Annotated in this window: 24 protein-coding genes and 3 tRNA genes; 13 read left to right on the top strand and 14 right to left on the bottom strand. The window is 47.5% G+C overall.

What is annotated here, in order from left to right; all coding sequences use genetic code 11:
• The first annotated feature begins 93 nt into the window (after positions 1-93).
• The 6 genes from PGW99_RS01355 to PGW99_RS01330 are packed head-to-tail and all read left to right on the top strand — an operon-like array spanning position 94 to position 6297.
• Positions 94-2928 carry a monovalent cation/H+ antiporter subunit A gene (locus PGW99_RS01355; RefSeq protein ID WP_273778295.1) on the top strand — a complete coding sequence of 945 codons (2835 nt, stop codon included), beginning with the start codon at positions 94-96 and terminating at the stop codon, positions 2926-2928.
• A 4-nt stretch (positions 2929-2932) separates the two neighbouring features.
• Positions 2933-3298, top strand: a complete 366-nt coding sequence (locus PGW99_RS01350) for a Na+/H+ antiporter subunit C (RefSeq protein WP_273778294.1) — start codon at positions 2933-2935, stop codon at positions 3296-3298.
• The gene (locus PGW99_RS01345) at positions 3298-5103 is read left to right on the top strand and encodes a monovalent cation/H+ antiporter subunit D (RefSeq protein ID WP_273778293.1); all 1806 of its coding nucleotides are present in this window, start codon (positions 3298-3300) and stop codon (positions 5101-5103) included. Before PGW99_RS01350 ends, PGW99_RS01345 begins: the two co-directional genes overlap by 1 nt.
• A gap of 2 nt (positions 5104-5105) precedes the next feature.
• Complete coding sequence (locus PGW99_RS01340) at positions 5106-5633, top strand: Na+/H+ antiporter subunit E (RefSeq protein ID WP_273778292.1); 528 nt, start codon at positions 5106-5108, stop codon at positions 5631-5633.
• Positions 5630-5905 carry a monovalent cation/H+ antiporter subunit F gene (locus PGW99_RS01335; RefSeq protein WP_273778291.1) on the top strand — a complete coding sequence of 92 codons (276 nt, stop codon included), beginning with the start codon at positions 5630-5632 and terminating at the stop codon, positions 5903-5905. The genes PGW99_RS01340 and PGW99_RS01335 overlap by 4 nt, the downstream gene beginning before the upstream one ends.
• A gap of 11 nt (positions 5906-5916) precedes the next feature.
• Positions 5917-6297 (top strand): Na+/H+ antiporter subunit G, encoded by a 381-nt coding sequence (locus tag PGW99_RS01330; RefSeq protein WP_273778290.1) that lies wholly within the window; start codon positions 5917-5919, stop codon positions 6295-6297.
• 74 nt (positions 6298-6371) lie between these two features.
• Here the strand turns inward: PGW99_RS01330 and PGW99_RS01325 are convergent, their stop codons facing one another.
• From PGW99_RS01325 to tpiA, 9 genes are all read right to left on the bottom strand, one after another.
• Positions 6372-6779, bottom strand: a complete 408-nt coding sequence (locus PGW99_RS01325) for a ribosome-binding factor A (protein ID WP_273778289.1) — start codon at positions 6777-6779, stop codon at positions 6372-6374.
• The gene (gene infB / locus PGW99_RS01320; RefSeq protein WP_273778287.1) at positions 6779-9496 is read right to left on the bottom strand and encodes a translation initiation factor IF-2; all 2718 of its coding nucleotides are present in this window, start codon (positions 9494-9496) and stop codon (positions 6779-6781) included. Before infB ends, PGW99_RS01325 begins: the two co-directional genes overlap by 1 nt.
• Positions 9497-9510: 14 nt before the next feature.
• Positions 9511-10995 (bottom strand): transcription termination factor NusA, encoded by a 1485-nt coding sequence (nusA, locus tag PGW99_RS01315; protein WP_273778285.1) that lies wholly within the window; start codon positions 10993-10995, stop codon positions 9511-9513.
• Between the two features lie 34 nt (positions 10996-11029).
• Positions 11030-11554: a ribosome maturation factor RimP gene (gene rimP, locus PGW99_RS01310; protein WP_273778284.1), complete on the bottom strand. Its 525-nt coding sequence runs from the start codon at positions 11552-11554 to the stop codon at positions 11030-11032.
• Between the two features lie 201 nt (positions 11555-11755).
• Positions 11756-11832: transfer RNA gene (locus PGW99_RS01305), tRNA-Met, on the bottom strand.
• 87 nt (positions 11833-11919) lie between these two features.
• Positions 11920-11996: transfer RNA gene (locus PGW99_RS01300), tRNA-Met, on the bottom strand.
• A 42-nt stretch (positions 11997-12038) separates the two neighbouring features.
• Positions 12039-12123 (bottom strand) — tRNA-Leu (locus tag PGW99_RS01295).
• A 52-nt stretch (positions 12124-12175) separates the two neighbouring features.
• Entirely contained in the window at positions 12176-12505 is a 330-nt protein-coding gene (secG, locus tag PGW99_RS01290) for a preprotein translocase subunit SecG (protein WP_273778283.1), read from the bottom strand.
• 12 nt (positions 12506-12517) lie between these two features.
• Positions 12518-13312 (bottom strand): triose-phosphate isomerase, encoded by a 795-nt coding sequence (gene tpiA / locus PGW99_RS01285; RefSeq protein ID WP_273778281.1) that lies wholly within the window; start codon positions 13310-13312, stop codon positions 12518-12520.
• Between the two features lie 288 nt (positions 13313-13600).
• Here tpiA and pilB point away from each other — a divergent pair, with 288 nt between their 5' ends.
• Genes pilB through coaE form a run of 4 tightly spaced genes read left to right on the top strand, consistent with a single transcriptional unit; the run spans position 13601 to position 18036 of the window.
• On the top strand, positions 13601-15310 hold the full coding sequence (pilB, locus tag PGW99_RS01280; protein WP_273778280.1) for a type IV-A pilus assembly ATPase PilB: 1710 nt from the start codon (positions 13601-13603) through the stop codon (positions 15308-15310).
• Positions 15311-15342: 32 nt separating this feature from the next.
• Positions 15343-16569, top strand: a complete 1227-nt coding sequence (locus PGW99_RS01275) for a type II secretion system F family protein (protein ID WP_273778279.1) — start codon at positions 15343-15345, stop codon at positions 16567-16569.
• On the top strand, positions 16569-17429 hold the full coding sequence (locus tag PGW99_RS01270; protein WP_273778278.1) for a prepilin peptidase: 861 nt from the start codon (positions 16569-16571) through the stop codon (positions 17427-17429). Before PGW99_RS01275 ends, PGW99_RS01270 begins: the two co-directional genes overlap by 1 nt.
• Before the next feature lies 1 nt (position 17430).
• Positions 17431-18036: a dephospho-CoA kinase gene (gene coaE / locus PGW99_RS01265; RefSeq protein ID WP_273778277.1), complete on the top strand. Its 606-nt coding sequence runs from the start codon at positions 17431-17433 to the stop codon at positions 18034-18036.
• Here coaE and PGW99_RS01260 read toward each other — a convergent pair.
• The 3 genes from PGW99_RS01260 to ppnP all read right to left on the bottom strand — a co-directional run bounded on the left by PGW99_RS01260 (position 18030) and on the right by ppnP (position 20155).
• Positions 18030-18941 carry a DMT family transporter gene (locus PGW99_RS01260; RefSeq protein ID WP_273778276.1) on the bottom strand — a complete coding sequence of 304 codons (912 nt, stop codon included), beginning with the start codon at positions 18939-18941 and terminating at the stop codon, positions 18030-18032. The genes coaE and PGW99_RS01260 overlap by 7 nt on opposite strands.
• Before the next feature lie 35 nt (positions 18942-18976).
• Positions 18977-19723, bottom strand: coding sequence for a 23S rRNA (guanosine(2251)-2'-O)-methyltransferase RlmB (gene rlmB / locus PGW99_RS01255; RefSeq protein ID WP_273778275.1), 747 nt, complete (start codon positions 19721-19723; stop codon positions 18977-18979).
• 105 nt (positions 19724-19828) lie between these two features.
• Complete coding sequence (gene ppnP / locus PGW99_RS01250) at positions 19829-20155, bottom strand: pyrimidine/purine nucleoside phosphorylase (RefSeq protein WP_273778274.1); 327 nt, start codon at positions 20153-20155, stop codon at positions 19829-19831.
• A gap of 431 nt (positions 20156-20586) precedes the next feature.
• Between ppnP and recN the strand changes: the two genes are divergently transcribed.
• The 3 genes from recN to ruvX all read left to right on the top strand — a co-directional run bounded on the left by recN (position 20587) and on the right by ruvX (position 23558).
• Positions 20587-22248 (top strand): DNA repair protein RecN, encoded by a 1662-nt coding sequence (gene recN, locus PGW99_RS01245; RefSeq protein ID WP_273778272.1) that lies wholly within the window; start codon positions 20587-20589, stop codon positions 22246-22248.
• Between the two features lie 319 nt (positions 22249-22567).
• Positions 22568-23122 (top strand): YqgE/AlgH family protein, encoded by a 555-nt coding sequence (locus PGW99_RS01240; RefSeq protein WP_273778271.1) that lies wholly within the window; start codon positions 22568-22570, stop codon positions 23120-23122.
• Positions 23115-23558 (top strand): Holliday junction resolvase RuvX, encoded by a 444-nt coding sequence (gene ruvX / locus PGW99_RS01235; RefSeq protein WP_273778270.1) that lies wholly within the window; start codon positions 23115-23117, stop codon positions 23556-23558. The genes PGW99_RS01240 and ruvX overlap by 8 nt, the downstream gene beginning before the upstream one ends.
• 64 nt (positions 23559-23622) lie before the next feature.
• On the opposite strand, the gene PGW99_RS01230 is transcribed toward ruvX, so the two are convergent.
• Both PGW99_RS01230 and pgsA read right to left on the bottom strand, forming a co-directional pair.
• Positions 23623-24231 carry an alpha-ketoglutarate-dependent dioxygenase AlkB family protein gene (locus PGW99_RS01230; RefSeq protein WP_273778269.1) on the bottom strand — a complete coding sequence of 203 codons (609 nt, stop codon included), beginning with the start codon at positions 24229-24231 and terminating at the stop codon, positions 23623-23625.
• Between the two features lie 79 nt (positions 24232-24310).
• Positions 24311-24898: a CDP-diacylglycerol--glycerol-3-phosphate 3-phosphatidyltransferase gene (gene pgsA / locus PGW99_RS01225; protein ID WP_273778268.1), complete on the bottom strand. Its 588-nt coding sequence runs from the start codon at positions 24896-24898 to the stop codon at positions 24311-24313.
• Between the last annotated feature and the right edge of the window lie 58 nt (positions 24899-24956).

The following is a 24956-nucleotide window of genomic DNA, read 5'->3' as shown; positions in this document are numbered from 1 at the left end:
TTTTTCTGGATTTGAACTTTGGACTGCTCTTTGCAGACCTTGAAATCCTAAAAAATAAAATTCATCTTTAGGTCAGCCGGCCTAATTCAAGACATGGATACGCGTGTGCTACTGACGATTATTCTTTTACCCCTCATTCTTGGCACTACTCTTGTCTCGTGGCTAAAACGATTGTCGCGCGGGGCCACGGCTGTAGGAGCCATCGGCATCAGCCTGAGCAGTTTTGCCCTGCTCGTCAGCCAGGCCAAGACCGTTTTTTCCGGCCAAGCCATTTATGAACATTGGCCCTGGCTGCCGCAATTAGGAATTGATCTCAGCCTGCGTCTGGATGCCTTGGGACTGTTGTTTTCCCTATTGATCACGGGAATTGGTACGCTCATCCTGATTTATGCGTATTTTTATCTCAGTGCAAAAAATTCATTAAGCAAGCTATACCAACTCTTGATGTTGTTCATGGCTGCCATGCTGGGCATTTCGCTCTCCAATAATTTAATCATCTTGCTGGTATTCTGGGAGCTCACCAGTATTTCGTCTTTTTTACTGGTGGGATATTGGAGCAATTACGAAGCCGCACAACGTGGTTCACGTATGGCTCTCACCATTACCGGGATGGGAGGATTGGCATTACTCGGGGGTTTTATTCTGCTTCAGCAAATCACCGGAACCTATCAGATTGACCAGATTCTGGGTATGCGCGACAGTATCCAGCAACACACTCTGTTTGTCCCGGCACTGTTGTTGATTTTACTCGGTGCCTTTACCAAAAGTGCCCAGTTCCCATTCCATTTCTGGCTACCCAATGCCATGGCGGCGCCGACCCCCGTGTCAGCTTATTTACATTCTGCCACCATGGTCAAGGCGGGTATTTTTCTCCTGGCACGCTTGCTGCCAATCTTTGCCGGTGCTGCGCTGTACCATAATCTCGTGACTTTCATCGGGCTATTTACCCTGTGTATTGCTGCATTCTTTGCCATTTTTAAAGAAGATTTGAAAGGTTTGCTGGCGTACTCGACCATCAGTCATTTGGGACTGATCGTGTGTCTGCTGGGCATCGGCTCGCACCTCGCGGTCGCTGCGGCAATTTTTCACATCATTAACCATGCCACTTTCAAGGCTGCGCTGTTTATGATTGCCGGCATTGTCGATCATGAAACCGAAACCCGGGATTTGCGTAAACTGAGCGGGATCGGGCAACTGCTGCCATTTACGGCCACACTGACCATGATCACGGCGGCGGCCATGGCCGGTGTACCCTTGACCAATGGCTTCCTGTCCAAGGAAATGTTCTTTACTGAACTGCTGGCCAGCCTGTCCGGTTATGCCCTCATCGTGTATGGCATTGTGGCTACACTGGCTGGCATGTTTGCAGTCGCCTATTCAATCCGCCTGGTACATGGCGTATTTTTTGATGGCCCAGTCGGCCATGAGGTTCCGAATAAAACAGCACATGAACCGCCACTGGGCATGCGTGCACCGGTCATTTTTCTCGCCAGCTTATGTATCCTGATCGGAATTTTTCCGGCTCTACTGGTTGAACCCATCATCAACAGTGTGACACGTGCCAGCCTGGCAACCGAATTTACTGGCACCCATCTAGCCCTTTGGCATGGCTTTAATCTGCCTTTGCTGATGAGTGGATTGGCGCTGATCGGCGGCATTCTGTTTTATTTCAGTCTGGCTAAAGATGGCCGAATTCGTAAAATTGATCTCGATCCGGCATTGGGCCGTTTACAGGGCCGCTGGTTGTTTGATGCCTTTTTACGAAAACTGCTGATCAATGCCATCCGCTTAAAACGCAAGACCGAAACCGGCTCTCTGCAAAATTACCTGCTCTGGATCATCATGTTTAGTATCGCGGTGGTGGCAACCCCGCTGATCGGCCAGAACCTGATGACCGGTAGCCGCGAATTAAGCCATGCTCCTTGGGCTGCGGTGGTGTTATGGCTGATTTTGGCGACCGCCTGTTGGATGATGTTGTGGTTCCACCATGAACGCATCAAAGCGGTACTGATCAGTGGTGCAGTTGGCCTAGTGGTCAGCATGGTATTTATCACTCTCTCAGCACCGGATCTGGCACTGACTCAGATTACAGTAGATGTGGTTACCACGGTTTTACTGCTGATGAGTTTATCTTTGCTGCCACAGCTTACCCCCTATGAATCCAGCAGCTCCAGACGTTGGCGCGATGCCCTGATTGCTATCCTGTCGGGCGTAGGTATCACCTGGCTTACCTGGCTGGTCTTGACCCGTGACCACAGTTCCATTTCCTGGTTCTTTATCCAGCAATCTCTGCCTTTGGGTGGGGGTTCCAATGTAGTTAACGTGATTCTGGTGGATTTCCGCGGCTTTGATACCTTCGGTGAAATTACGGTTTTAGGCATCGCAGCGATTGGCACCTTATGTTTAATGGATGGCATGCGTGGTCATGGCACAGTCATCACCCAAGGCTTGACCTACCGTTTTAACCCTTCTCCACTCATGCTGCGTATCACGGCTTCCTGGGTGTTACCGGTCGCTTTGGTCGTCAGTTTGTACATTTTCCTGCGCGGACATAATTATCCTGGCGGGGGCTTTATTGCCGGCCTGGTTACTGCGATGGCCTTAATTATTCAATACATTGCGCTAGGTCAGGATCATGCCGAGCAGTTATTAAAAGCCAAGTCCGGCCGCCTGTATGAAATCTGGATTGGATCGGGTCTCACGATTGCCGGTGCCACCGGGATCGCCGCCTGGTACTGGTCACGGCCGTTCCTGACCAGTGCACATATTTATGTCTCTCCACCACTGGTCGGCGAGATGCATCTGGCCTCGGCCGCGCTGTTCGATGTTGGCGTTTATGTCACGGTGGTCGGTGCCACCATGTTGATGATTTCAGTACTGGGCGACTCTCGACACTCGACCATGTCGGGCCCGATTGCCAAGGAGTAAACAGATGATCAGTTTGGAATTACTACTCGCCTCTGGCATTGGTTTACTAACAGCGACCGGTGTGTATCTGCTGTTACGTGCCAGAACCTTTGCCGTAGTGCTCGGTCTCGCGATGATCGGCTATGCGGTCAATTTATTCCTGTTTGCGATGGGACGAGTCCACCTGAATGCACCGGCAATTCTCACCGAAACCAGCCGGGTTACCGATCCACTGCCGCAGGCACTGGTACTAACTGCCATCGTCATCGGCTTTGCCACCACGGCATTTATTGTGCAGCTTGCCCTGCGTAGCCGCTATGAATCTGGTACCGATCATGTCGATGCCAAAGAGGAATTCCCGATGTACGATCCGCGTGAGGATGAGCCTTGATGTCTGCGTTACTCGATTTTTGGCAGCTGCACACGCCGCTGCTCAGCATCCTGATTCCGGCGTTCACCGGTTTTTTCCTGTTGTTGCTGGGCAATCCGGGTTCTGGATCACTGGCACAGGACTGGCGTCAACCCTGGCGTCGGGGTATCAGCTTATTTTCAGCCTTCGCAGGACTGGCCACCGCGATCAGCTATTTGATCTATGCCAGTGCTGGCGCAATCACGGTTTATCAGCTCAGTGAATGGTCTGCCCCATTTGGCATTGTCTTGGTATTGGACCGATTGTCCGCTTTCATGCTGGTCTTGACTTATGCACTGGCTTTGCCGGTACTCTGGTATGCCTGCCAGCAGTGGGACTTACGTGGACGCTATTTCCACGCCATGTTTCACTTCCTGCTGATGGGACTATGTGGAGCCTTCCTAACAGGCGACCTGTTCAACCTGTTTGTGTTTTTTGAAATTCTGCTGATGGCCTCCTATGTGCTGCTACTACATGGTCAAGGCAAGGCACGATTCCAGCTCGGCGTACATTATGTCACCATTAACCTGCTGGCCTCGGCACTGTTCCTGATCGGCCTAGGACTGATTTATGCCAGTGTCGGCAGCCTGAATATGGCCGATGTTTCAAGGCTGTTACCGACGCTGGCTGAAGACGAGCACAAATTGGCCGTGGCGGGCGGTTTATTGCTGTTTGTGGTTTTTGGCATCAAGGCGGCGATGCTGCCTGTGGGTTTTTGGTTACCCAAAACTTACGCGGTTGCCACCACACCGGTCGCTGCGCTGTTTACCATCATGACCAAAGTGGGGATTTATGCGATATTGCGGGTCAATGCTACCGTATTTGATGACCTGTTTTCACAGGCCGCCCTGCTGCGCTGGCTGCTCCCGATTGGCCTGATCACCTCAATTTATGGAGTGATTGCTGCTATGGGGGCAGAACGCTTACGCCGTTTTGTGGGCTTTATGGTGCTTTCATCAATTGGCACATTGCTCATCGCAATCTCGCTGTTCAATACTGCTGCTTGGGCTGCTGCGCTGTATTATCTGGTCCACAGCACCCTGATTGCCGCCGTTTTTTATATTTTCTGTGGCTGGGTCACATCACAACGCGGTGAATATAAAGACCACTTGAATGTCGCACCGAAAATGAAACAGCATAAAGTCATGGGGATCTGCTATTTGCTAATTGCCCTGATGATGGCCGGCTTACCGCCATTTAGCGGCTTTTTAGGTAAGGTATTTATCTTGCAGGCCTCTGCGCAACACCCTAATCAGGGCTGGATTATTGGCAGCATTTTACTGGTTAGCCTACTCAGCATGATCGCATTGACCCGTGTTGGATTTATCCTGTTCTGGCGTGCGACTATGCCGGAAGACTGCGAGAGCAAAACGGCTTGTCAGGCTTATCAGGCCTTACCCGAGCAGGCACCTCCAGGCAATGACAAAACGATTTACCTGTTACTCACCGGTTTAATCCTGTATGTGATCTTTGCTGCACCGATCCAGAACTTCGCCTTACATACCGCACAACAAATACAAAATAAGATGTTATATCAACAGGCGATTTTGCGTTTGGATGCCCATCAGCAGGTCATCAGTACACAACCCTTTGATCCTGAATATATTCCGGAAACCAAATATGGGGGTGAAGTTGAGGATGCCAATGCACACCTGATTCCGCATGTGATTCATCCCAACACCCTGCAAGGGGAACATATTTCTGACTATAAGCAGCGCCAAATCCAGCATCAGGATCAACAGATCGGGGTGCAGAATGAAGCACAGCTAAAACCGATGGAGCCTTGATCATGCAAAAAATCTCCTTCTGGGAACGCTGCCTGCCCCACCCCTTCGTTTCCGTGATAGTAGGCACCAGCTGGCTGATGCTGGCGCATAGTCTGGATTTTGGCAATTTGCTGATGGCACTGATTCTGGCACTGCTGTTACCTTATCTGGTTAAACCGTTTATTGCCCGCACACCGCATATTCACTATGGGCGGGCAATCAGACTCACCGGGATCGTGTTATGGGATATTGTGATTGCCAACCTACGTGTGGCTAAACTGGTACTGGGCCCGAGTGATCAGCTTCATCCGAAATGGTTTCGGGTTCCCCTGACTTCAGAACACGATCAGGTCAACAGTTTATTGGCGATGATCATTACCACCACACCCGGCACAGTTTCAGCAGGGATTGATCAGGAACGTGGGGATATTTTGGTACACGCGCTGAGCACACAGGATACAGACCTGGAAATTCAGGAGATCAAGCGTCGTTATGAAACGCCCTTGATGCATATTTTTGGGGTGAATCCAAAATCTGGAGATCAATCATGACCATCTTGCCGTACACCTTAGGGATCTGCCTGATTGCAATCACCATTTCCATGTTTTTATGCCTGATCCGACTGATCATGGGACCCTCTGTCGTCGACCGTCTACTGGCACTGGATACACTGTTTCTGAATGCCACTTGTCTCGTGGTGGTTCTGGGCTTGTACTGGACCACCACCGCAATGTTTGAAGGTGCATTACTGGTCGCAATGCTCGGTTTTGTTTCTACTGCAGCGTTGGCCCGTTATTTCACCACGGGTCATGTGATTGATTAGAGGAAGATGCAATGCAGCTATTCATGGAAATTCTGGTTTCGATCTTTCTGATCATTGGTGCCTTTTTTATGTTGGTCGGTGGTATCGGTATGGTCCGTCTCCCCGATCTATTTATGCGTCTGCACGCGCCGACCAAATCCAGTACGTTGGGGCTCGGCAGCTTTCTGATCGCCAGCATGGTTTATTGGGGATTTCAGGGACGCTTTGGTTTTGCTGAAATCCTGCTGACTTTACTGGCCTTTATCACCGCACCGGTTTCAGCCAATCTCATGGCACAGGCAGCCCTGCATTTACGCTTACGAGCACTCAGTGGTGAAGTACCTGAAAGCCTGAATCAACGTTTGCCTTGGCAGCGTGATCGTCGCCGCAACACCCGTACAAGCAAAAAATAATTTTCCAACAAAGCAACAAAGAAATTTAGAAATATAAAAAAGCCACCGCGAGGGTGGCTTTTTTATTGGAGCTTTTATTCGTCATCTTTTTTGCTGTCGTCAGCTGCAGGTAAATCCTTCACTGCTTCAGCAATCAGACCAAACATGTAGTTACCGTAGGCATTGGTTTTGTCGTAATGGAAACGTAAACGTGGGGTCACGCGTGTTTTAATTCGACGGCTCAATTCCTGACGCAAGAAACCGGAAGCCTTATTCAGGACATCTAAGGTTTCTTTGTGTGCAGCTTCGTTCTGGTCATCGCTCAGTTCGCGTCCCATTACGGTCACATACACATCGGCATAACCCAGGTCTGGACTCACTTTCACCGCTGAGATGGTCACAAGACCACCTAAGCGTGGATCTTTCAGCTCCTGACGGATCAGCTCGGACAACTCGCGTTGTACGCTATCCGCCATGCGCTTTAAGCGTTGGCTACCCGCCATTAAAGACTCCGTTTAATCAATTGGACATCGTATACTTCGATCTTGTCGTGTACTTTGATGTCTTTATAACCTTTCACGGCAAGACCACATTCCATACCGGCGCGAACTTCTTCCACCACGTCTTTATAACGACGTAGAGATTCAAGTTCACCCTGGAATACCACCACGTCATCACGTAATACACGAATCGGTTTGTTACGGTGCAACATCCCTTCAAGGACCATACAGCCTGCAGCCGCACCGAACTTGCTTGAGTGGAACACTTCACGTACTTCGGCAATACCCAGAATCGTTTCGCGATGCTCAGGGGCAAGCTTACCACTCATGGCCGCTTTCACGTCATCGATCAATTCATAGATGATGCTGTAGTAACGGATATCGATACCATCAGCATCCGCTTTTTGACGTGCAGTTGTATCGGCACGCACGTTAAAGCCAAGAAGTACGGCTTCTGAAGATTCTGCAAGGGTTACATCAGACTCGGTGATCGCACCGACGCCTGAACCAATCACACGTACTTTCACTTCATCGGTTGCAAGGTCAGCAAGTGCAACATGCAAGGCTTCCAATGTACCGCGTACATCGGTTTTCAGCACCACATTCACCACAGGCACATCTTTCTTGCCCATAGACGACATGATGTTTTCCAGACGCATCGCGCTTTGACGCTCAAGACGTTTTTCACGTTCACGCGCCATACGAGCATCTGCGACTTCACGCGCTTTTTTCTCGTCGTTTACAACCAGAACTTCGTCACCTGCCATTGGTGCTTCAGGAAGACCGAGAATTTCCACTGGAATTGAAGGACCGGCAGATTGGATACGCTTACCATATTCATCCACCATCGCACGCACACGACCATAAGATGAACCAGCAAGTACAAGATCACCCACGTTCAAGGTACCGTTTTGTACCAAGATTGAAGTCACCGCACCACGTTCTTTATCCACACGCGCTTCAATAACCACACCTTGTGCAGCACCTTCAGCAGAAGCTTGTAGCTCCATCAATTCAGCTTGGATCAGGATCAAGTCCAGTAATTCATCAATCCCTTGACCTGAGTGTGCAGAAACCATTGCCACTGGAACGTCACCGCCCCATTGTTCAGGCACGATTTCTTTCGTAGTCAATTCATTCAATACGCGATCTGGATCAGCAGATTCCTTATCCATTTTGTTGATCGCAACAATAATTGGTGTCCCTGCAGCACGAGCATGGTCAATCGCTTCAGCCGTTTGAGGCATCACACCATCATCAGCCGCAACCACCAGAACCACGATATCTGTCGCTTTGGCACCACGTGAACGCATTGCTGTAAACGCTGCGTGTCCAGGAGTGTCCAGGAAAGTAATCATGCCTTTCTCGGTTTCCACGTGGTAAGCACCGATATGCTGGGTAATACCACCCGCTTCACCCGCTGCTACTTTGGTACGACGGATACGATCCAGCAATGAAGTCTTACCATGGTCAACGTGACCCATGATCGTTACCACTGGTGCACGATTGGTCAATTCACCACGTTCCTGCTCTGCCTGCTCAAGCAAGTTGTCTTCTGCAGCTGTATCAGAGACGAGAACCGGATTATGGCCCATTTCTTCAACTACAAGGGCAGCAGTATCTTGGTCAATCGCCTGGTTTTGAGTAACAAGCTCACCCATTTTCATGAGGGTCTTGATCACTTCACGCACTTTCACAGCCATCTTCTGTGCAAGGTCGCCAACGACAATCGTTGAACCGATTTCAACATCATAAATTTGTTTTTTAACCGGTTTTTCGAAAGCATGCTTATTGGCTTGGCTCGATTTCAAACCACGTTTGTTATGGTTTGAACTGAAGTTTTGCTCTTCCTGACCACGACGGCCGCCTTTTTTCGCAGCACGCGGGTTGGCAGAACCGCCACCACGTTTGATCTCACGGTCTTCTTGCTTGAAAGAGTCTTCATAAGCCTGGCCAACAAGACCTGCTGCCAAAGGTGAGTCATCAATCACGCGGATCGTGGTAGTCGCATCATCAGCAGAATATTTGGACGCCATCTGACGCATTTGTTCAAGCGTCCGCTGTTGTGCTTCTTCAGCGGCTTTACGACGTGCTGCTTCTTCAGCTGCTTTTAGCTGAGCCGCTTGTTCTTCACGCGCTTTACGCTGTTCTGGCGTTTCGCTTGGCTTAACCACTGGCTTCGCCGGCGTTTTTCGCTTCACAACCACTTCTGCTTTTGCAGTGGTTTTTGCTGCACTTTCTTGTTTTGCAGCTGCACGCATTGCATCTAAAGTTGCTTTGGCTTTGTTTTCACCTTGCTGGCTTTGTGCCTGTGCTTCTTCACGCGCTTTTTGCTCAGGGTTATGGCGAGCAATCATATCAGCACGTGCTTGTTCTGCTGCCTGTGCTTTAGCACGCGCTTCAGCAGCAATCTGTTCTGGGTTTGGCTTGGTAAATGTATGCTTCTTACGAACTTCTACATTAATAGTCTTAGCCTTACCTGAAGTACTGGCAACTTTCGCCGTACTGGTGGTTTTACGTTTCAACGTGATTTTTCCTGCGTTACCATTGTCCTGGCCATGAACTTTCTTCAAATAGCCGACAAGGGTATCTTGTTGTTCGGTGGAAATAATGTCATCAGCTGTACGTTGTGGCAATCCTGCATCGCGAACCTGTTCCAGGAGCTTTTCAACAGGACGTCCCACACTGAGAGCCAACTCTTTAATCGACTTGTCCGTCATTTATTACCTCCTAGTTAGTTAAACCATGATTCGCGTGCTTTCATGATCAGTTGACCTGCTTTTTCTGCATCAAGCCCTTCGATATCTGAGATATCATCAGTTGCCTGATCCGCAAGATCATCCAGGGTGACCACACCACGAGCAGCGAGTGCATAGGCAATCTCTTTGGTCATGCCTTCCATATTTAACAATTCAGCACTTGGGTCCTGAATGTTTTCTTGTTGTTGTAATGCATCAGCCAACGCAACTTCTTTGGCACGGCTTTGCAACAACTCAACTGTTTCTGCATCCAATTCGATTTCGTCGAATGTTTCGACAGGCACATAAGCCACTTCTTCAAGTGACGTAAAGCCCATTTCAACCAACGCCATCGCCAGGTCTTCATCAATATCCAGACGTGAAACAAACATGTCGAGATATTGCTGTGCTTCATTTTGCTGACGTGCACGGTATTCATCTTCAAGCATCATGTCGAGCTTGTAACCAGTCAATTCTGAAGCCAAACGTACGTTTTGCCCCTGAGAACCGATGGCACGTGCCAACTGGTCACTCGCAGCAAAGATGATGTCGGCTGTTTTCGCATCTTCATCAATCACGATACCGGATACATCCGCTGGCTCAAGCGCACTTGCGATGTATTGTGCTGGGTCATCTGACCACACTACCACATCAATACGTTCGCCGTTCAGCTCTTGCTGTACTGCCTGGATACGCGTACCACGCATACCAATACATGCACCGACTGGATCAATACGGTGGTCATTGGTTTTCACCGCAATTTTAGCACGGACACCTGGCTGACGTGCAGCCGCCTTGATCTCGATGATTTCTTCAGAAATTTCAGGAATTTCTTTTTTCATCAAAGCAATTAACATTTCCGGCTTAGCACGCGACAACAATAATTGCGCACCACGACCTTCACGGTTCACGCTATACAAAATGGCATTAACGCGCTGTTTTGGACGCAGAATTTCTTTTGGAATCATTTCTTCACGCGCCAAATACGCTTCCGCATTGTCGCCAAGATCAATAATAAAACCATCTTTGGTCTGTTTCTTCACTTCACCGTAGATCAGCTCGCCTACTTTTGATTCATAGGCATCTGCAATCAGTGCACGTTCTGCTTCACGGATTTTCTGTACAATCACTTGCTTGGCAATTTGCGCGGCAATACGGCCAAACTCGATAGATTCCACTTCGAGTTCACGGATATCACCAATCGACCATTTTGACGGATCGACGTCAGAAATCGCATCCTGGCAGGCTGGCATTTCATGATCTTCATCTGCCACCACTTCCCATTGACGGAAAGTACGGTAATCACCGGTTTTACGATCGATTTCTACACGTAAACGTGCTTCTTCAGAGTGCGTGCCTTCATAGAATTTCTTCTTGGTCGCAGCTACGAGTGCCTGCTCAAGTGCCTCGAAAATCGCTTCACGACTAACACCTTTTTCATTACTAACCGTTTCTACAACGGTAAGAATTTCACGGCCCATAAGTCACCTATAGATTCTTATAAATTGAATTAATTTAGTCCTGATAGATCAAGTTTGCTTTATCGATATTATGACTGTCGATTTCAAGCACATGCTGACCATCCACTTCAACCTGAATGGTTTCATGTTCAAGATCTACCGCAAGCAACTTGGCCTGGAACTTACGACGGTTATCTACAGCACTGATCAGACGCAACGCAACAGTTTGTCCGATATAAGCTGGTAATTGTGCAAGTTGAAAAAATGGACGATCCCATCCTGGAGAAGACACTTCTAATGCATACTCACCGGAGATCGGATCATGAACATCGAGGATCGCACCCACTTGCTGGGTCACACGCACACAATCCTGTACTCCGATACCACGGCCTTGTTCAAGTTCACCATCTTCATTGATGACCGGCTCGGCATTTTCGTCAACGTCTTTATCAATATAAATACGCAACAAAGAGCGTTTTCCTTGTGGGATAAATTCGATGCCCCACAGCTCGACATTACAGGCTTGTACCGCAGGTGCAATTAAATCTTGGAGTGCTTGAGTTTTGTTTGATAGCTTCATTTACTCTCGTCATCTTGTGCGATTCAATCGGTCTTTTGACCGACACAGACTACTATAGTGAAGCATGACTATTTGACCAATTGATGTCGACACTACACGATAGCCAATAAAAAAGGGCGTTAATCGCCCCTATATTTTACACAGAAAACCAAAGTCCACTGTGCAAAAAGGCCCACCTATTTGTGAGCCTCTTTAGAAACTTGGTAGCGGGAGCTGGATTTGAACCAACGACCTTCGGGTTATGAGCCCGACGAGCTACCAGACTGCTCCATCCCGCATCAACGTGCAAATATTATAAACGAGTTTCAAAAAAAGTCAATCTAAGATTTTTTCAAACTCTCAACTGCTTTACACTGCAATTGAATTGGTAGCGGGAGCTGGATTTGAACCAACGACCTTCGGGTTATGAGCCCGACGAGCTACCAGACTGCTCCATCCCGCATCAATGTTTTTGCTGCTCACACTCAACAATCTGGTTCATTGTTGGTGCGGAAGGGGGGACTTGAACCCCCACGCCCGAAAGCACTACCACCTCAAGGTAGCGTGTCTACCAATTCCACCACCACCGCAGCAGGACGCATTCTATGCGCATCCGCTGCAAAAGGAAAGCCCTAATTACGATTATTCGCCAGTTTTTGGTGCAGTTGGTGAAGTTTCAGGCGATGCAGTTTGCGCAGGTGCCGTGGTATTAACCGTTTTCAAACTATAAGCATCTGAAGTTTGCTGCTTGGCAAAGACCGCTAAAGTCAAACTGGTCATAAAAAACAATGCGGTCAAAATAGCGGTGAGGCGAGTCAAAAAATTACCTGAACCTGACGCACCAAACACAGTTGCTGCACCTCCACCACCAAAAGAAGCACCCGCATCGGCACCTTTACCATGTTGCACTAAAACCAGCGCAATAATCAAAATGGCCAAGATAATATGTACCACCAGCACAAAAGTATGCATGTGAACTCCTAATTATTTGTTATCTGCAAATGCACGGGCAATTTGGTAAAATGATTCAGCATTTAATGATGCACCACCGACCAATGCACCATTAATATCTGGACACGCTGCCAATTCTGCTGCATTTTCTGGTTTAACACTACCACCATAGAGAATCGCAATCTGTTGTCCTGCTGGTGTAATCTGCGTCAGTCCTTCACGGATTTTGGCATGCATCGCCTGGGCATCCTGCGGAGAAGCGGTTTTACCCGTACCAATCGCCCAGATCGGTTCATAAGCAATGATCATCTGTTGCTGCCATTGCTCAGCACTGATCACAGTAGCTACGTCACAAATCTGTTGCAATACCACCTGATCAGCAATACCCTGCTCACGCTGCTCCAGACTTTCACCCACACAATAAATCACGGTCAAGCCAGCCGTTAAAGCATTTTTAATTTTGGCCTGCACAGCAGCAACATCATCCGCAAAAATTTCACGACGCTCAGAGTGGCCAATCAACACATAGTCAATCGCGCTGTCTTTCAGCAGTTCTGCACTCACCTCACCGGTATATGCTCCTGTACCTGCAATACGCGATACATCTTGTGCAACCACATGTACGGGACGTGCTGCATCAGCCAATGCCGTCTGAACAGTGGTTAAAGCAATCGTGACGGGTGCCACAGCAAGATGACATTGTGCAGCTGGAATATCATGCTGGGCGAGTAATTGTTTGAATTCTTGAACAAGTTGTTTGGCATTCGCTTGCATTGGGTTCATTTTCCAATTGCCGACAACCCAAGGAATAATAGTCGAACCCGACATACTGCTCTGACCTGTGATGAAAAATGCAGATATTCTACACGGAATTCTATCCGCTGCTGATAAATTTTCAGATAGCACCGATCAATTTTGTTAATTACAAATCTGTAAAATTCACAAGATTCCAATCCCTTGAGAAAATTAATTTCATGAAAATTCGACTGGTTCAGGTTTTTATAAGATAGTACGCAGATAACAGCATTTTCTGATATGGTATTTTTGCGCAACAAAAGTATAATTTTACGATACGAATTATAAACAAACCAGTTCAGACTCAAGGCGTGGTAGCGGATGTCAGTATTGCAAGGATTTCCTAAATTTACAGGATTTATTCGTCGATTAGTCGAGGAACATCATATCTCAGCTGAAGATATGCAAACTGCTGTCGAAAATGCCAAAAAGGCCAAACGAGATATTGTCGCCTACCTCATTGAGCATCATGGTATTTCACCTCTCATTCTTGCCGATACCATTTCACGCGAATTTGGCGAGCCGCTGTTCGACCTTGCAGTTTATGATGCAGGCTTACTACCTCGCGATCTGGTTGAAGACAAACTGCTGACCAAACATCATATTGCACCGCTGTTTAAACGTGGCAATACCTTGTATGTCGCAACCAGCAACCCAACCAATATCGAAGCACTCGATGCCATCCGCTTCAATAGCAAACTGAACATTGAATCAGTCATTGTTGAATATGACAAACTGAGTCAACTGCTCAGCAAACAGTTCACCGAAGAAGATACCTTTAATTTTGATGGTGAAGAGCTCGATATTGATATTGATGATTCATCACAATCTGATGATGACGATGATGACGGCCCACAAGGTGATGAAGCTCCGATTGTCAAATACATCAACAAACTATTGGTTGATGCCATCCGTATGGGGGCTTCGGATCTGCATTTTGAACCGTATGAAAAAATCTATCGGGTGCGTTACCGAGTCGATGGAGTCTTGCGTCAGATCGCAACGCCTCCATTACAATTGGCGAACCGTCTGGCTTCACGTTTAAAAGTCATGTCACAAATGGACATTTCGGAGAAACGGATTCCTCAAGATGGCCGTATCAAACTGAAATTATCCAAAACCAAAGCGATTGATTTCCGTGTCAACTCCCTTCCGACGCTATTTGGGGAGAAACTGGTTCTACGTATTCTCGATCCATCCAGTGCCATGCTAGGGATTGATGCGCTAGGTTATGAACCCGATCAAAAAGCCCTGTTTATGGAAGCGCTGGAAAAACCGCAAGGCATGTTATTGATTACCGGTCCGACGGGTTCCGGTAAAACTGTTTCTTTATATACCGGCTTGAATATCCTCAATCGTGAGGACACCAACATTTCCACGGCGGAAGATCCCGTCGAAATTAACCTCGAAGGCATTAACCAGGTCAATGTAAACAATAAAGTAGGGCTAACCTTTTCTGCAGCATTAAAATCTTTCTTACGTCAGGATCCGGACATTATCATGGTCGGTGAGATTCGTGATCTGGAAACCGCAGAAATCGCGATTAAGGCGGCACAGACCGGTCACATGGTGATGTCGACACTGCATACCAATAGTGCACCCGAAACGCTGACCCGTTTACGTAACATGGGTGTCCCTTCTTTCAATATCGCCACTTCGGTTAATCTGGTGATTGCGCAACGTTTGGCACGTCGGTTATGCAGTCAATGCAAGGCTCCGGTCGAGGTTCCTCAAAATAGCCTGCTCGAAATGGGCTTCACTGAAGAAGATCTAGCTAATCCGGAATTTAAACTCTACCAACCGGTGGGTTGTTCAGAGTGTCGCGAAGGTTATAAAGGCCGGGTCGGGATTTATGAGGTCATGAAAGTGACCCCTGAGATTTCAAAGATTATCATGGAAGATGGCAATGCGTTGGAAATTGCAGCGGCATCGACAAAATTGGGGTTTGATAATCTGCGACGTTCAGGCTTAAAAAAAGTCATGCAAGGGGTCACTTCACTACAAGAAGTGAACCGTGTGACCAGTGAATAATTTAGTCAGTATTTAAAAATAAGGATAACGTGATGGCAGCGAAAAAAGCACAAATGATGCCGACTTTTACCTATGACGGGGTCGATCGCAAGGGGTTGAAAATCAAGGGAGAGTTGCCTGCACGCAACATGGCACTCGCTAAAGTCACCCTGCGCAAACAAGGCATTACCATCAACAATATTCGAGAAAAACGCAAAAATATTCTCGAAGGATTGATGAAGAAAAAAGTGTCTACGCTGGATATCACCGTATTTACTCGCCAGTTAGCCACCATGATGAAAGCCGGTGTTCCACTGGTACAAGGGTTTGAAATCGTTGCGGAAGGTCTAGAAAATCCAGCCATGCGTGAAGTGGTTTTGGGGATCAAAGGGGAAGTAGAAGGCGGTAACACCTTTGCCGGTGCTTTACGCAAATATCCGCAATATTTTGACAAACTGTTTTGTTCTCTAGTGGAATCAGGCGAACAATCAGGTGCACTTGAGACCATGCTAGATCGCGTCGCGATCTATAAAGAAAAAAGTGAACTGCTCAAACAGAAAATCAAAAAAGCCATGAAATACCCGGCGACCGTTATCGTCGTGGCGATTATTGTCACAATTATTTTGATGGTGAAAGTGGTACCGGTATTTGAAGGCCTATTCACCTCTTTTGGTGCCGATCTCCCGGCTTTTACCAAGATGGTCGTGAATATGTCGCAATGGATGCAGAAATACTGGTTCCTACTCATTATCGGAATTGGTGGTGCAGTGGCTGCATTCATTGAAGCAAAAAAACGCAGTCAGAAATTTCGCGATATGCTTGACAAACTAGCTCTCAAGCTACCGATCTTTGGTGATTTGGTATATAAAGCAATTATTGCCCGTTATAGCCGCACACTGGCTACCACGTTCGCTGCAGGTGTACCACTGATTGATGCTTTGGAATCAACTGCTGGTGCCACCAACAACGTGATTTATGAGCGTGCAGTAATGAAAATCCGTGAGGATGTTTCTACCGGGCAACAATTACAGTTCGCGATGCGTGCCAGCAACTTGTTCCCACCGATGGCCGTACAAATGGTCGCCATTGGTGAAGAATCTGGTGCACTAGATGCCATGTTAGATAAAGTTGCCACACACTTTGAAAATGAAGTGGATAACGCTGTTGATGGCTTAACTTCCATGATGGAACCGTTAATTATGGCCATCTTGGGTGTACTCGTTGGTGGTCTAGTGGTTGCCATGTACCTTCCGATCTTCCAGATGGGTTCTGTGGTGTAATGCAAGATTTTATCCAAACGCTAATCGACAACCCTATAGCACTTTATCTGATCGTCGGATTATTTAGCCTGTGTATTGGCAGCTTTTTAAATGTGGTGATTTTACGTACACCGAAAATAATGGAGCAACAATGGCAACAGGAATGTAAGTTACTGCTGCATCCTGAACAGCCAATCATTGAGCAAAGTAAATTTACTCTGAGCCATCCAGCTTCAAGCTGTCCAAAATGTGCAAGTCCAATTCGCTGGTACCAGAATGTACCAGTATTGAGCTGGTTATTGTTGCGCGGAAAATGTGGTAACTGTCAGAATCCGATTAGTGCACGTTATCCTTTTATTGAAGTCCTGACCGCCGCGTGCTCCCTACTAGTGGTTGCCGTATTCGGCCCCGGCCTGCAGATGCTGTTTGGCTTATTTTTGACCTGGGCACTGATTGCACTGACCTTTATTGATTTTGATACACAACTTTTACCAGATCGCTTTACCTTACCTCTAGCTGCGCTCGGTCTAGCCATCAATAGTGCTTCTATTTACACCTCACCCACTTCTGCCATTTGGGGTTATGTCATCGGCTTTTTATGTCTGTGGATTGTGTATTACCTGTTCAAACTCTTGACGGGTAAGGAAGGCATGGGCTACGGTGATTTCAAACTGCTGGCTGCACTCGGTGCCTGGATGGGGCCATTCATGCTACCGTTGATTGTACTGCTCTCCTCATTGGTCGGTGCAATCATCGGGATCATTTTATTAAAAGTGCGTCAAGAAAATCAGCCTTTTGCCTTTGGTCCTTATATTGCGATTGCAGGCTGGATTGCCTTTTTATGGGGTGAGCAGATCATGAAGGTGTATTTAGGAGGATAACATGGGTTTTATTTTGGGACTGACCGGCGGAATCGGCAGCGGCAAATCAGCCGCGAGTGCATGGTTTGAAACCCAAGGAATTCATGTGGTGGATGCAGACGTGGTCGCACGTGAAGTCGTTCAGGTCGGTCAGGTCACGCTCGACAATATCCGTCTAGCATTTGGCGACTGGGTGTTACTCGATAATGGTGAGCTCGACCGGACGGCCTTACGCAATCATATTTTCCAGTTTCCGGAAGCCCGTCAAGTTCTGAACCAGATTACCCATCCGGCTATTCGTGCCTCCATCATTCAGCAATTACAACAGGCAAGCAGCCCTTATGTGATTCTGGTTTCTCCGCTGCTATTTGAAACCAATCAGCATGAAATGACGGATCATAACCTGCTGATCGATACCAGTGAAGAAATCCAGATCCTGCGTGCCAGTAGCCGTGATGGTCAGACACCTGAACAGATCCGCCAGATTATTGCGGCACAAATGTCACGTCAGCAAAAAATTGCCATGGCAGATGATATTGTGACCAATGATGGCCATATTGAACATCTTTATTCACAATTAATGCCCTTGCATGAGCTGTATCTGCTCCGAGCAGAGAAACATCACTGATCTTTTTGCTGTTGCAATTGCTGGGTCAAGCTATCTTGACGTAGCCAACGCCAAGGTTGCAACGCGCCTATTCCCATCCCCACCAGACCACAGACAATCGCTGGACTTAAGGGTTCTCCTAGTAATGGGACAGCAAGCAGCGCAGCAATAAATGGTGCCAAGGTCACAATGCTTCCAGTTTTAAAAGCGCCTAAGCGTTCAATCGCGGCGACGTAGGTCAGGGTTGCAATAATCACCACAAAAATGCCATGGAACACAGTCTGAATCAGCAAATGAATCGGCTCAGGTTCTGTCAGATGTTTAGGAATAAAGAACAAATAAATCGGCAAATAGATGATCGCTGACCAAATGGCAACACTGGCCATTGAATGCCAAGCCGATAATCTCCACTGTTTGAGTAAAACCGTAAAGAGTCCCCACCAGATCGCACTGATAAATAGCAATACATCCCCTTTACCAAAGGCATGGCTGCTACTCTGGGAGATCAGAAAACTCATCAGCCCCAAGGCGGTCAGCATAATCGACAGGCTAATCCAGGTATGCTTATCAAAAGGTTGTTTAAACAGAATCCACGCAGCAACGGCGGTCGTCAAAGGAATACAGCCATTCAGGAAAATTGCAGCATGTGCGGCTGGCGCATATAAAAATGCCGTATAGGCGGTCAAGCAATATCCCACACCACCAATCAGCGCCAAAATGACAGAGTGTTTTTGCCACAAAAACGCGGTGTCTTTCTTGTACAGCAAAACCGGCATCAGAATCAGGAAAGCCAAACCAAAACGCAGTGCAGTAATATCCCAAGCACTAATTTGCCACTGTGTATTGAGGCGGGAAAAAATGGTAAATCCCCCCCAGATACACATGGTAATGGCAATAAAGAAATAACCTTGAGTACGGGGTGACATAAATAAACTGGCTGTGTAATTGTCGGTAAAATGAATCAGGCTTGGCGCTGACGGCAAGCTTCATATAACGCCATACCCGTCGCTACGCTGACATTCAAACTTTGCAGATTGCCTGACATCGGGATAAATACCGTCTGATCACACTGTGACTGGGTAATCGGACGTAACCCGGTATCTTCAGCACCCATCACAATCACCACAGGCCCGGTCAAATCACACTGTTGCAAGGGTAATGCCTTTTCATCCAGCATGGTGCCAATTACGCGAATATGCGTGGTTTCTTTAAGATGCGCCAAAGTACGTGCCAGATTGGTCACCTGAATAAACTGTACTTTTTCCGCTCCACCGGCGGCCACTTTACGTGCAGTCGGCGTCAGACTGGCAGAACGGTCACGCGGTACAATAACCGCCTGCACACCCATGGCAGCCGCCGTACGGATACAAGCACCGAGATTATGCGGATCGGTCACTTGGTCCAATGCCAACAACAATGGATTGCTGGTCTGCTCCAGTAATTGATCCAGATCTTTTTCATTTAAAGTTGGATGTGGTCGCACGGCAGCCACAACACCCTGGTGAAAAGGTAAACCAGCCAGTTTTTCCAGACTATCTCGACTGGCTTTCTGCACGCTGATTCCAAAAGGTTCAGCCAGTTGCAGAATACGTTGCAAACGCTGGTCATCACGTCCTTTCAACGTAAAGAGAGTTAATACCCGTTCCGGCTCAAGCTCTAATAATGACTCCACTGAGTGAACGCCATAATAATATTCTGGTTTTGCCATGAACGACCTCTATCGTGACTACAATACAAAATAAAAATCCTGCAAAGCCAACTTCACAGGATTTCTCTTATAAGGACTAGTGTAACCGATTTAGCAGTAGATTTCTTAGCCTTCTAAATGGCAGACGTAATCTAATACTTCATCCGTTTCAATTTTAAACTTGCTGTTGCCCGGCACATAAAAAGACTGGCCTGCACGGAACAATTCGCTGGTTTCGCTGTCCGCGATTTTGACGCGGCATTCACCCGAAATGATTTCCATACGTTCAGGGACGTGGGTTTCAAACGTTAAAGGCTGCTCGGTCGGTAAAATAACCCCTAAAGTTTTTTTCGTTCCATCTTCAAACTGTACTGTGTGGCTAATACACATGCCACCAAAGTAGACATTTGATTTTTTTACCACAGATACGTGATCAAACTGAGCTGAACTCATGCGTATTCTCCAGATAACGCTCTATCCTACATTCTGCGAGCTAGTTTAATTGTGCCGCTACAACTAATCAATCTATGTTTTTATCAAGAACCTCTTCACCTTAACTTCTCTTTCCACATAGGCATGTTTAATTCTTAGATTGATTACATGACATTGCTCACAATTTAAAGCCAATCAATGAGACCATTCTTTCTCCATGAGGAACAAATTCAGCCTAATAGAGGCATCGTAGGTGCAACATGAATTTTCGATTTTTCAAATAAATATAGAAAAATCATGAACGTAAAAATAGTGGAAGCACAAAATATTATTCTTTTGCAAAAAAAGCACTGAAATCAGATTTTTCCTCTCACTTCAGCCTGTTGATCGCTTGAGCTCATCAACAAACTTCTCTATCTTAGAACAAAACTTTCCGCAGTCCGGACGCGTTTATGCTGACCCATTTAACTCTGATCAATTTTGCCCTTGCTGAACATCTAGCTGTTGATATTGAATCAGGTTTTAACGTGCTCACCGGTGAGACAGGGGCCGGTAAATCCTTATTGTTGGATGCACTATCTGCCTGTTTAGGCGAGCGTACCGACACCAATTATGTGCGTTATGGTGCCGACAAGGCCGATGTCACGGCAATCTTTAGCTATCATGAACAGAGTCCGGAAGCCCAGTGGTTGGCCACGCATGAACTGGCTGATGAATCGGGAGAAATTCATTTACGTCGGGTCATTTTTGCCACAGGACGTAGCAAAGCCTGGATCAATGGTCGCCCCAGCAGTCTGGCCGAACTCAAGGAAATCAGTCGTTTGTTGGTACAACTCTATAGCCAGCATAGCCAACAACAGCTGCTTGAACCCCCTTATCCTAAACATTGGCTAGACCGTTACAGCAACTTTTATCAACCTGCACAAGACGTACGCGAGGCTTACAGCAGTTGGCAAAAACAGATTCGCCAGCATCAGGCAGCCCTAGATGCACAAGCCACCCGTAAACAGCGGATTGAAACCCTGGAAGTCCAGCTCGAAGAGCTTGAAGAACTGATCCAGATCGATTACCCGGAGATCGAACAAGAGTTTGACCGGCTCAGCCATCATGAAAGCATCATGCAGGATTGTGCCTACAGCTTGAATATTCTGGATGAAGCGGAACCGAATATTACTCAGGAAATCGCCTCGATTCTGCGACGCCTCGAACAGCATAGCGGACGCAGTGAACAACTGGCGGAAATCTACACCTCCTTGCTGAATGCACAAAGTGAGATTGAGGATGCAACGGCAAACTTACGCCAGTTTATTGACCGGCAAAGTTTTGATCCGGAACGCATGGAACAGCTGAACACACAGCTAGAAATGTTTCATCGTCTGGCGCGTAAATACCGCACCCAGCCTGAATTGTTAAAGCAACACTATGAGGACTGGCAAACCGAACTGGAACAGCTGCATCAGCTCGAAGATCCCAAAACCTTGGCAGAGCAGGTTGCAGTCGCTTATCAGGACTTTATGACCAAGGCACAGCATCTGGATGAGATTCGTCGTGCTGCCGCAGTACCTCTGGCCAAGCAATTAACTGAACAGGTCAAACAGCTCGCCTTACCTGAAGCTTATTTTGAATTTAAGTTTGAATCTCTTGAACAACCTTGTGCTGAAGGTCTCAGCTTTATCCAGCTTTTGTTTACCGCCAATAAGGGTATTCCTCCACAACCGCTGGCACGCGTCGCTTCTGGTGGGGAACTTTCCCGTATTGCCTTGGTGATGCAGGTGATGAATGCAGAAAAAACCGAAGCTGAGGTTTTGGTCTTTGATGAAATTGATGTCGGGATCAGTGGTGGCACGGCTGAAATTGTTGGACGTCTGTTGGCGGGTCTGGGGCAACACGTGCAAATTCTTTGTATCACCCATCAGGCTCAGGTAGCGGCACAATCAGACCAGCATTTGCTGGTGAAAAAACTGCAGACCGATCCAGCGAGCAGCACGATTGTTGAACTGGATGAAACGCAAAAAATTCTGGAACTGGCCCGCATGACTGGTGGTATTGAAATCAATGAGACGACCTTACAACATGCCAAACAGCTGCGTCAGCTCAAGTTTCAGCATGCCTAAGAGCATAATAAAGAATCCCTCCAAGTGAGGGATTTTTTTATCCATATCAAACTTCAACTGATCTGCATGACGTTCTGGCAAAGCACCATTAGAAATCTCACATTTTTTATACAGTCCGCCGCTAATCTCAGAACTTTGCTAAAAAATTACGTTCTATCCTTGCTGTTGTTGCGTGAACTCAAGTTGTCAGCCTTTGCTTTTTATGGGATAAGTAGAAATAGGGAATCTGCAGTTCAACGATTGAAATCAGGCATTTTACCGCCATTGATGACGGTTAAGACTGCAAAGAATACACGCTGATTTTAGGAGAACAGCTTAGGTGACAAAACAATATCTGATGCATCGTTGTCTGATTGCCCCACCCGACTTGGCCGATGAAAACTTTGCCAACACCGTGATTTATGTGGCCCGACATGATGCAGATGGTGCGCAAGGCATTATTATTAACCGGCCATCGGGCATCCAGATTAAAGAACTATTGAATGATCTGGATATTGATGCCGACAATGTGCAACCGCATGAAGTGTTGCAAGGTGGCCCTTTACGTCCAGAAGCGGGTTTTGTCCTGCATACTGGTCAACCAACCTGGCATTCTTCCATTGCCGTAGGTGAGAATGTCTGTATCACCACCAGTAAAGATATTCTGGATGCGATTGCGCATAATGAAGGGGTTGGACGCTATCAGATCGCTTTAGGCTATGCCAGCTGGGGCAAACACCAACTGGAAGAAGAAATCGCACGCGGTGACTGGCTGATCTGTGATGCCGACATGGATCTGATTTTTAATTTACCGTACAGCGACCGTTGGGACGCCGCCTATAAAAAAATGGGCGTTGACCGTACCTGGCTGGCTTCAGAGATCGGTCATGCCTGATTTAACAGCACCACAACTGATCATGGCCTTTGACTTCGGCACACAAAAAATGGGGATGGCTGTGGGTCAGTCCACGATCCACAGTAGCAATCCCCTACCCCTGTTTGCGATGAAAGATGGCATTCCGAACTGGAACCATCTCTTAAAACTGGTCAAGGAATGGCAGCCTAATCTATTTCTGGTCGGTTTACCGTTAAATATGGATGACACTGAATCCGAGCTGTCTACCCGTGCACGCAAGTTCGCCCGCCGACTGCATCATCAGACCCATATTGAAACCCTGATGGTGGATGAACGGTTAACTACCCGTGAGGCGCGGGATGAACTGGAACACTATCAGGCTCAAGGTCGTGGAAAACGTCTGGCGGCTGACAGTCTGGCCGCTGCTCTGTTGATCGAGAGCTGGTATCGTGACCCGCAAGGCTTGAAGCCCTAATGTTAAATTCTGGCCAGCCCATGCTTAGCACGGGCTTTTTTATGCCTGTTGCCCGGGACAAAACTTAGAACTGAAACTGGCGAAACGTGAGATTGATACGGGGTTGCCTGACCCGGGCCGACTTCATCAAGGCATGTTGCCAATATTTTTGGGTGACCCCTTTCATCAAAATCAATTGGCCATGCTGTAACTGGATTTCCACCTTTTCATGAGTATGCAGATGACGAAAAACAAATTTACGTGTCGCCCCGAGACTGAGCGAAGCAATGCTGGTAGTCGGAGCCAGCCCCATATCATCATCGCGATGCCAACCCATCCCTTGTGTACCATCCTGATATAAATTGGCCAGACAGGAATTAAACTGCTCACCGGTTTCCCGTTCAATCTGCTGTTTGAGCTGCAATAAACGCGAATCCCAGGGCAAGGCCTGTCGTGTCACACCCGAATAGGCATAATTGCAGGCCTGATCCGCGTACCAGACCATTTGCCGTGCCGTCTGGATCTGGCGACCATAGAGTTTGACTTGGTCAGGACGCCATGGCAGATGCTGTAAAAAATAATCAAGATAGGCACTCGCATCGGTACAGTTCAGCACGAGACCGTAATCCTGCACGTCCCCGTCATAAGGCAGAAGATTTTGCTGTGGCTGGGGTGCAAACAGATCCAGATGCATGGGCTCTTCTCCACATATCAATGAGAACAATCTACAAGGCATAAAAAAGCCTTTCAACAGAAAGGCAATTTCGCTCATCTTACGGTTGTTTTAAATAGGGCCAGGCGGCTTTCATATAAATAAACATCGACCACAGGGTTAAGACGACAGCGGTATAAAGCAATCCATAGGCCAGCATCTCTAGCGGTGGCCAGTTCAGCAGGAATACACTAATCGCAATCATCTGGAAGGCGGTTTTATATTTGCCAACAGTTGACACAGCGACACTGGTACGTGCCCCCAACTCAGCCATCCATTCGCGCAACGCAGAAACAGTAATCTCGCGCGAGATAATCACAATCGCAGCAAAGGCCATGGAAATGGTCGGCTGCCATTGCACCAAGACAATCAGTGCAGCCGCCACCATCAGTTTATCTGCCACCGGATCTAGAAAACGGCCAAAGGCAGACGTCTGATTTAAGGTCCGTGCCAGATAACCATCAAACCAGTCCGTGACCGCTGCCAGCACAAAGATTGCGGTCAGTAAAATATGTCGAGTCATGCCACCCGTACTTCCACCAATCCCAATGGCAGGAGGCCAGTAGGCAATCAGTAAAAACACTGGAATCAGTGCAATACGTGCCAGCGTTAAAATGTTTGGAATATTCAGGATGCGACCTGTTGTCATAGACACCGCCAGTGTTGTCCCCGTGTTGCATCTCGCGACATGCAACCTGCAAAAATAG

Source organism: Acinetobacter sp. GSS19 (genome assembly GCF_028621895.1).
GTDB lineage: Bacteria > Pseudomonadota > Gammaproteobacteria > Pseudomonadales > Moraxellaceae > Acinetobacter.
This window is presented reverse-complemented; position numbering and strand designations above follow the sequence as displayed.

Bases quoted from the DNA above. Each gene is read 5' to 3' on its own strand.
- PGW99_RS01330 (WP_273778290.1), top strand. From the start codon at position 5,917: ATGCAGCTATTCATGGAAATTCTGGTTTCGATCTTTCTGATCATTGGT.
- secG (WP_273778283.1), bottom strand. From the start codon at position 12,505: ATGCATACTTTTGTGCTGGTGGTACATATTATCTTGGCCATTTTGATT.
- rlmB (WP_273778275.1), bottom strand. From the start codon at position 19,723: ATGGCAAAACCAGAATATTATTATGGCGTTCACTCAGTGGAGTCATTA.
- rimP (WP_273778284.1), bottom strand. From the start codon at position 11,554: ATGAAGCTATCAAACAAAACTCAAGCACTCCAAGATTTAATTGCACCT.
- infB (WP_273778287.1), bottom strand. From the start codon at position 9,496: ATGACGGACAAGTCGATTAAAGAGTTGGCTCTCAGTGTGGGACGTCCT.
- tpiA (WP_273778281.1), bottom strand. From the start codon at position 13,312: ATGTCGGGTTCGACTATTATTCCTTGGGTTGTCGGCAATTGGAAAATG.
- PGW99_RS01270 (WP_273778278.1), top strand. From the start codon at position 16,569: ATGCAAGATTTTATCCAAACGCTAATCGACAACCCTATAGCACTTTAT.
- recN (WP_273778272.1), top strand. From the start codon at position 20,587: ATGCTGACCCATTTAACTCTGATCAATTTTGCCCTTGCTGAACATCTA.
- PGW99_RS01345 (WP_273778293.1), top strand. From the start codon at position 3,298: ATGTCTGCGTTACTCGATTTTTGGCAGCTGCACACGCCGCTGCTCAGC.
- PGW99_RS01230 (WP_273778269.1), bottom strand. From the start codon at position 24,231: ATGCATCTGGATCTGTTTGCACCCCAGCCACAGCAAAATCTTCTGCCT.
- PGW99_RS01325 (WP_273778289.1), bottom strand. From the start codon at position 6,779: ATGGCGGGTAGCCAACGCTTAAAGCGCATGGCGGATAGCGTACAACGC.
- PGW99_RS01275 (WP_273778279.1), top strand. From the start codon at position 15,343: ATGGCAGCGAAAAAAGCACAAATGATGCCGACTTTTACCTATGACGGG.
- PGW99_RS01350 (WP_273778294.1), top strand. From the start codon at position 2,933: ATGATCAGTTTGGAATTACTACTCGCCTCTGGCATTGGTTTACTAACA.
- ruvX (WP_273778270.1), top strand. From the start codon at position 23,115: ATGCCTGATTTAACAGCACCACAACTGATCATGGCCTTTGACTTCGGC.
- coaE (WP_273778277.1), top strand. From the start codon at position 17,431: ATGGGTTTTATTTTGGGACTGACCGGCGGAATCGGCAGCGGCAAATCA.
- PGW99_RS01260 (WP_273778276.1), bottom strand. From the start codon at position 18,941: ATGTCACCCCGTACTCAAGGTTATTTCTTTATTGCCATTACCATGTGT.
- pilB (WP_273778280.1), top strand. From the start codon at position 13,601: ATGTCAGTATTGCAAGGATTTCCTAAATTTACAGGATTTATTCGTCGA.
- PGW99_RS01355 (WP_273778295.1), top strand. From the start codon at position 94: ATGGATACGCGTGTGCTACTGACGATTATTCTTTTACCCCTCATTCTT.
- nusA (WP_273778285.1), bottom strand. From the start codon at position 10,995: ATGGGCCGTGAAATTCTTACCGTTGTAGAAACGGTTAGTAATGAAAAA.
- ppnP (WP_273778274.1), bottom strand. From the start codon at position 20,155: ATGAGTTCAGCTCAGTTTGATCACGTATCTGTGGTAAAAAAATCAAAT.
- PGW99_RS01340 (WP_273778292.1), top strand. From the start codon at position 5,106: ATGCAAAAAATCTCCTTCTGGGAACGCTGCCTGCCCCACCCCTTCGTT.
- PGW99_RS01335 (WP_273778291.1), top strand. From the start codon at position 5,630: ATGACCATCTTGCCGTACACCTTAGGGATCTGCCTGATTGCAATCACC.
- pgsA (WP_273778268.1), bottom strand. From the start codon at position 24,898: ATGACAACAGGTCGCATCCTGAATATTCCAAACATTTTAACGCTGGCA.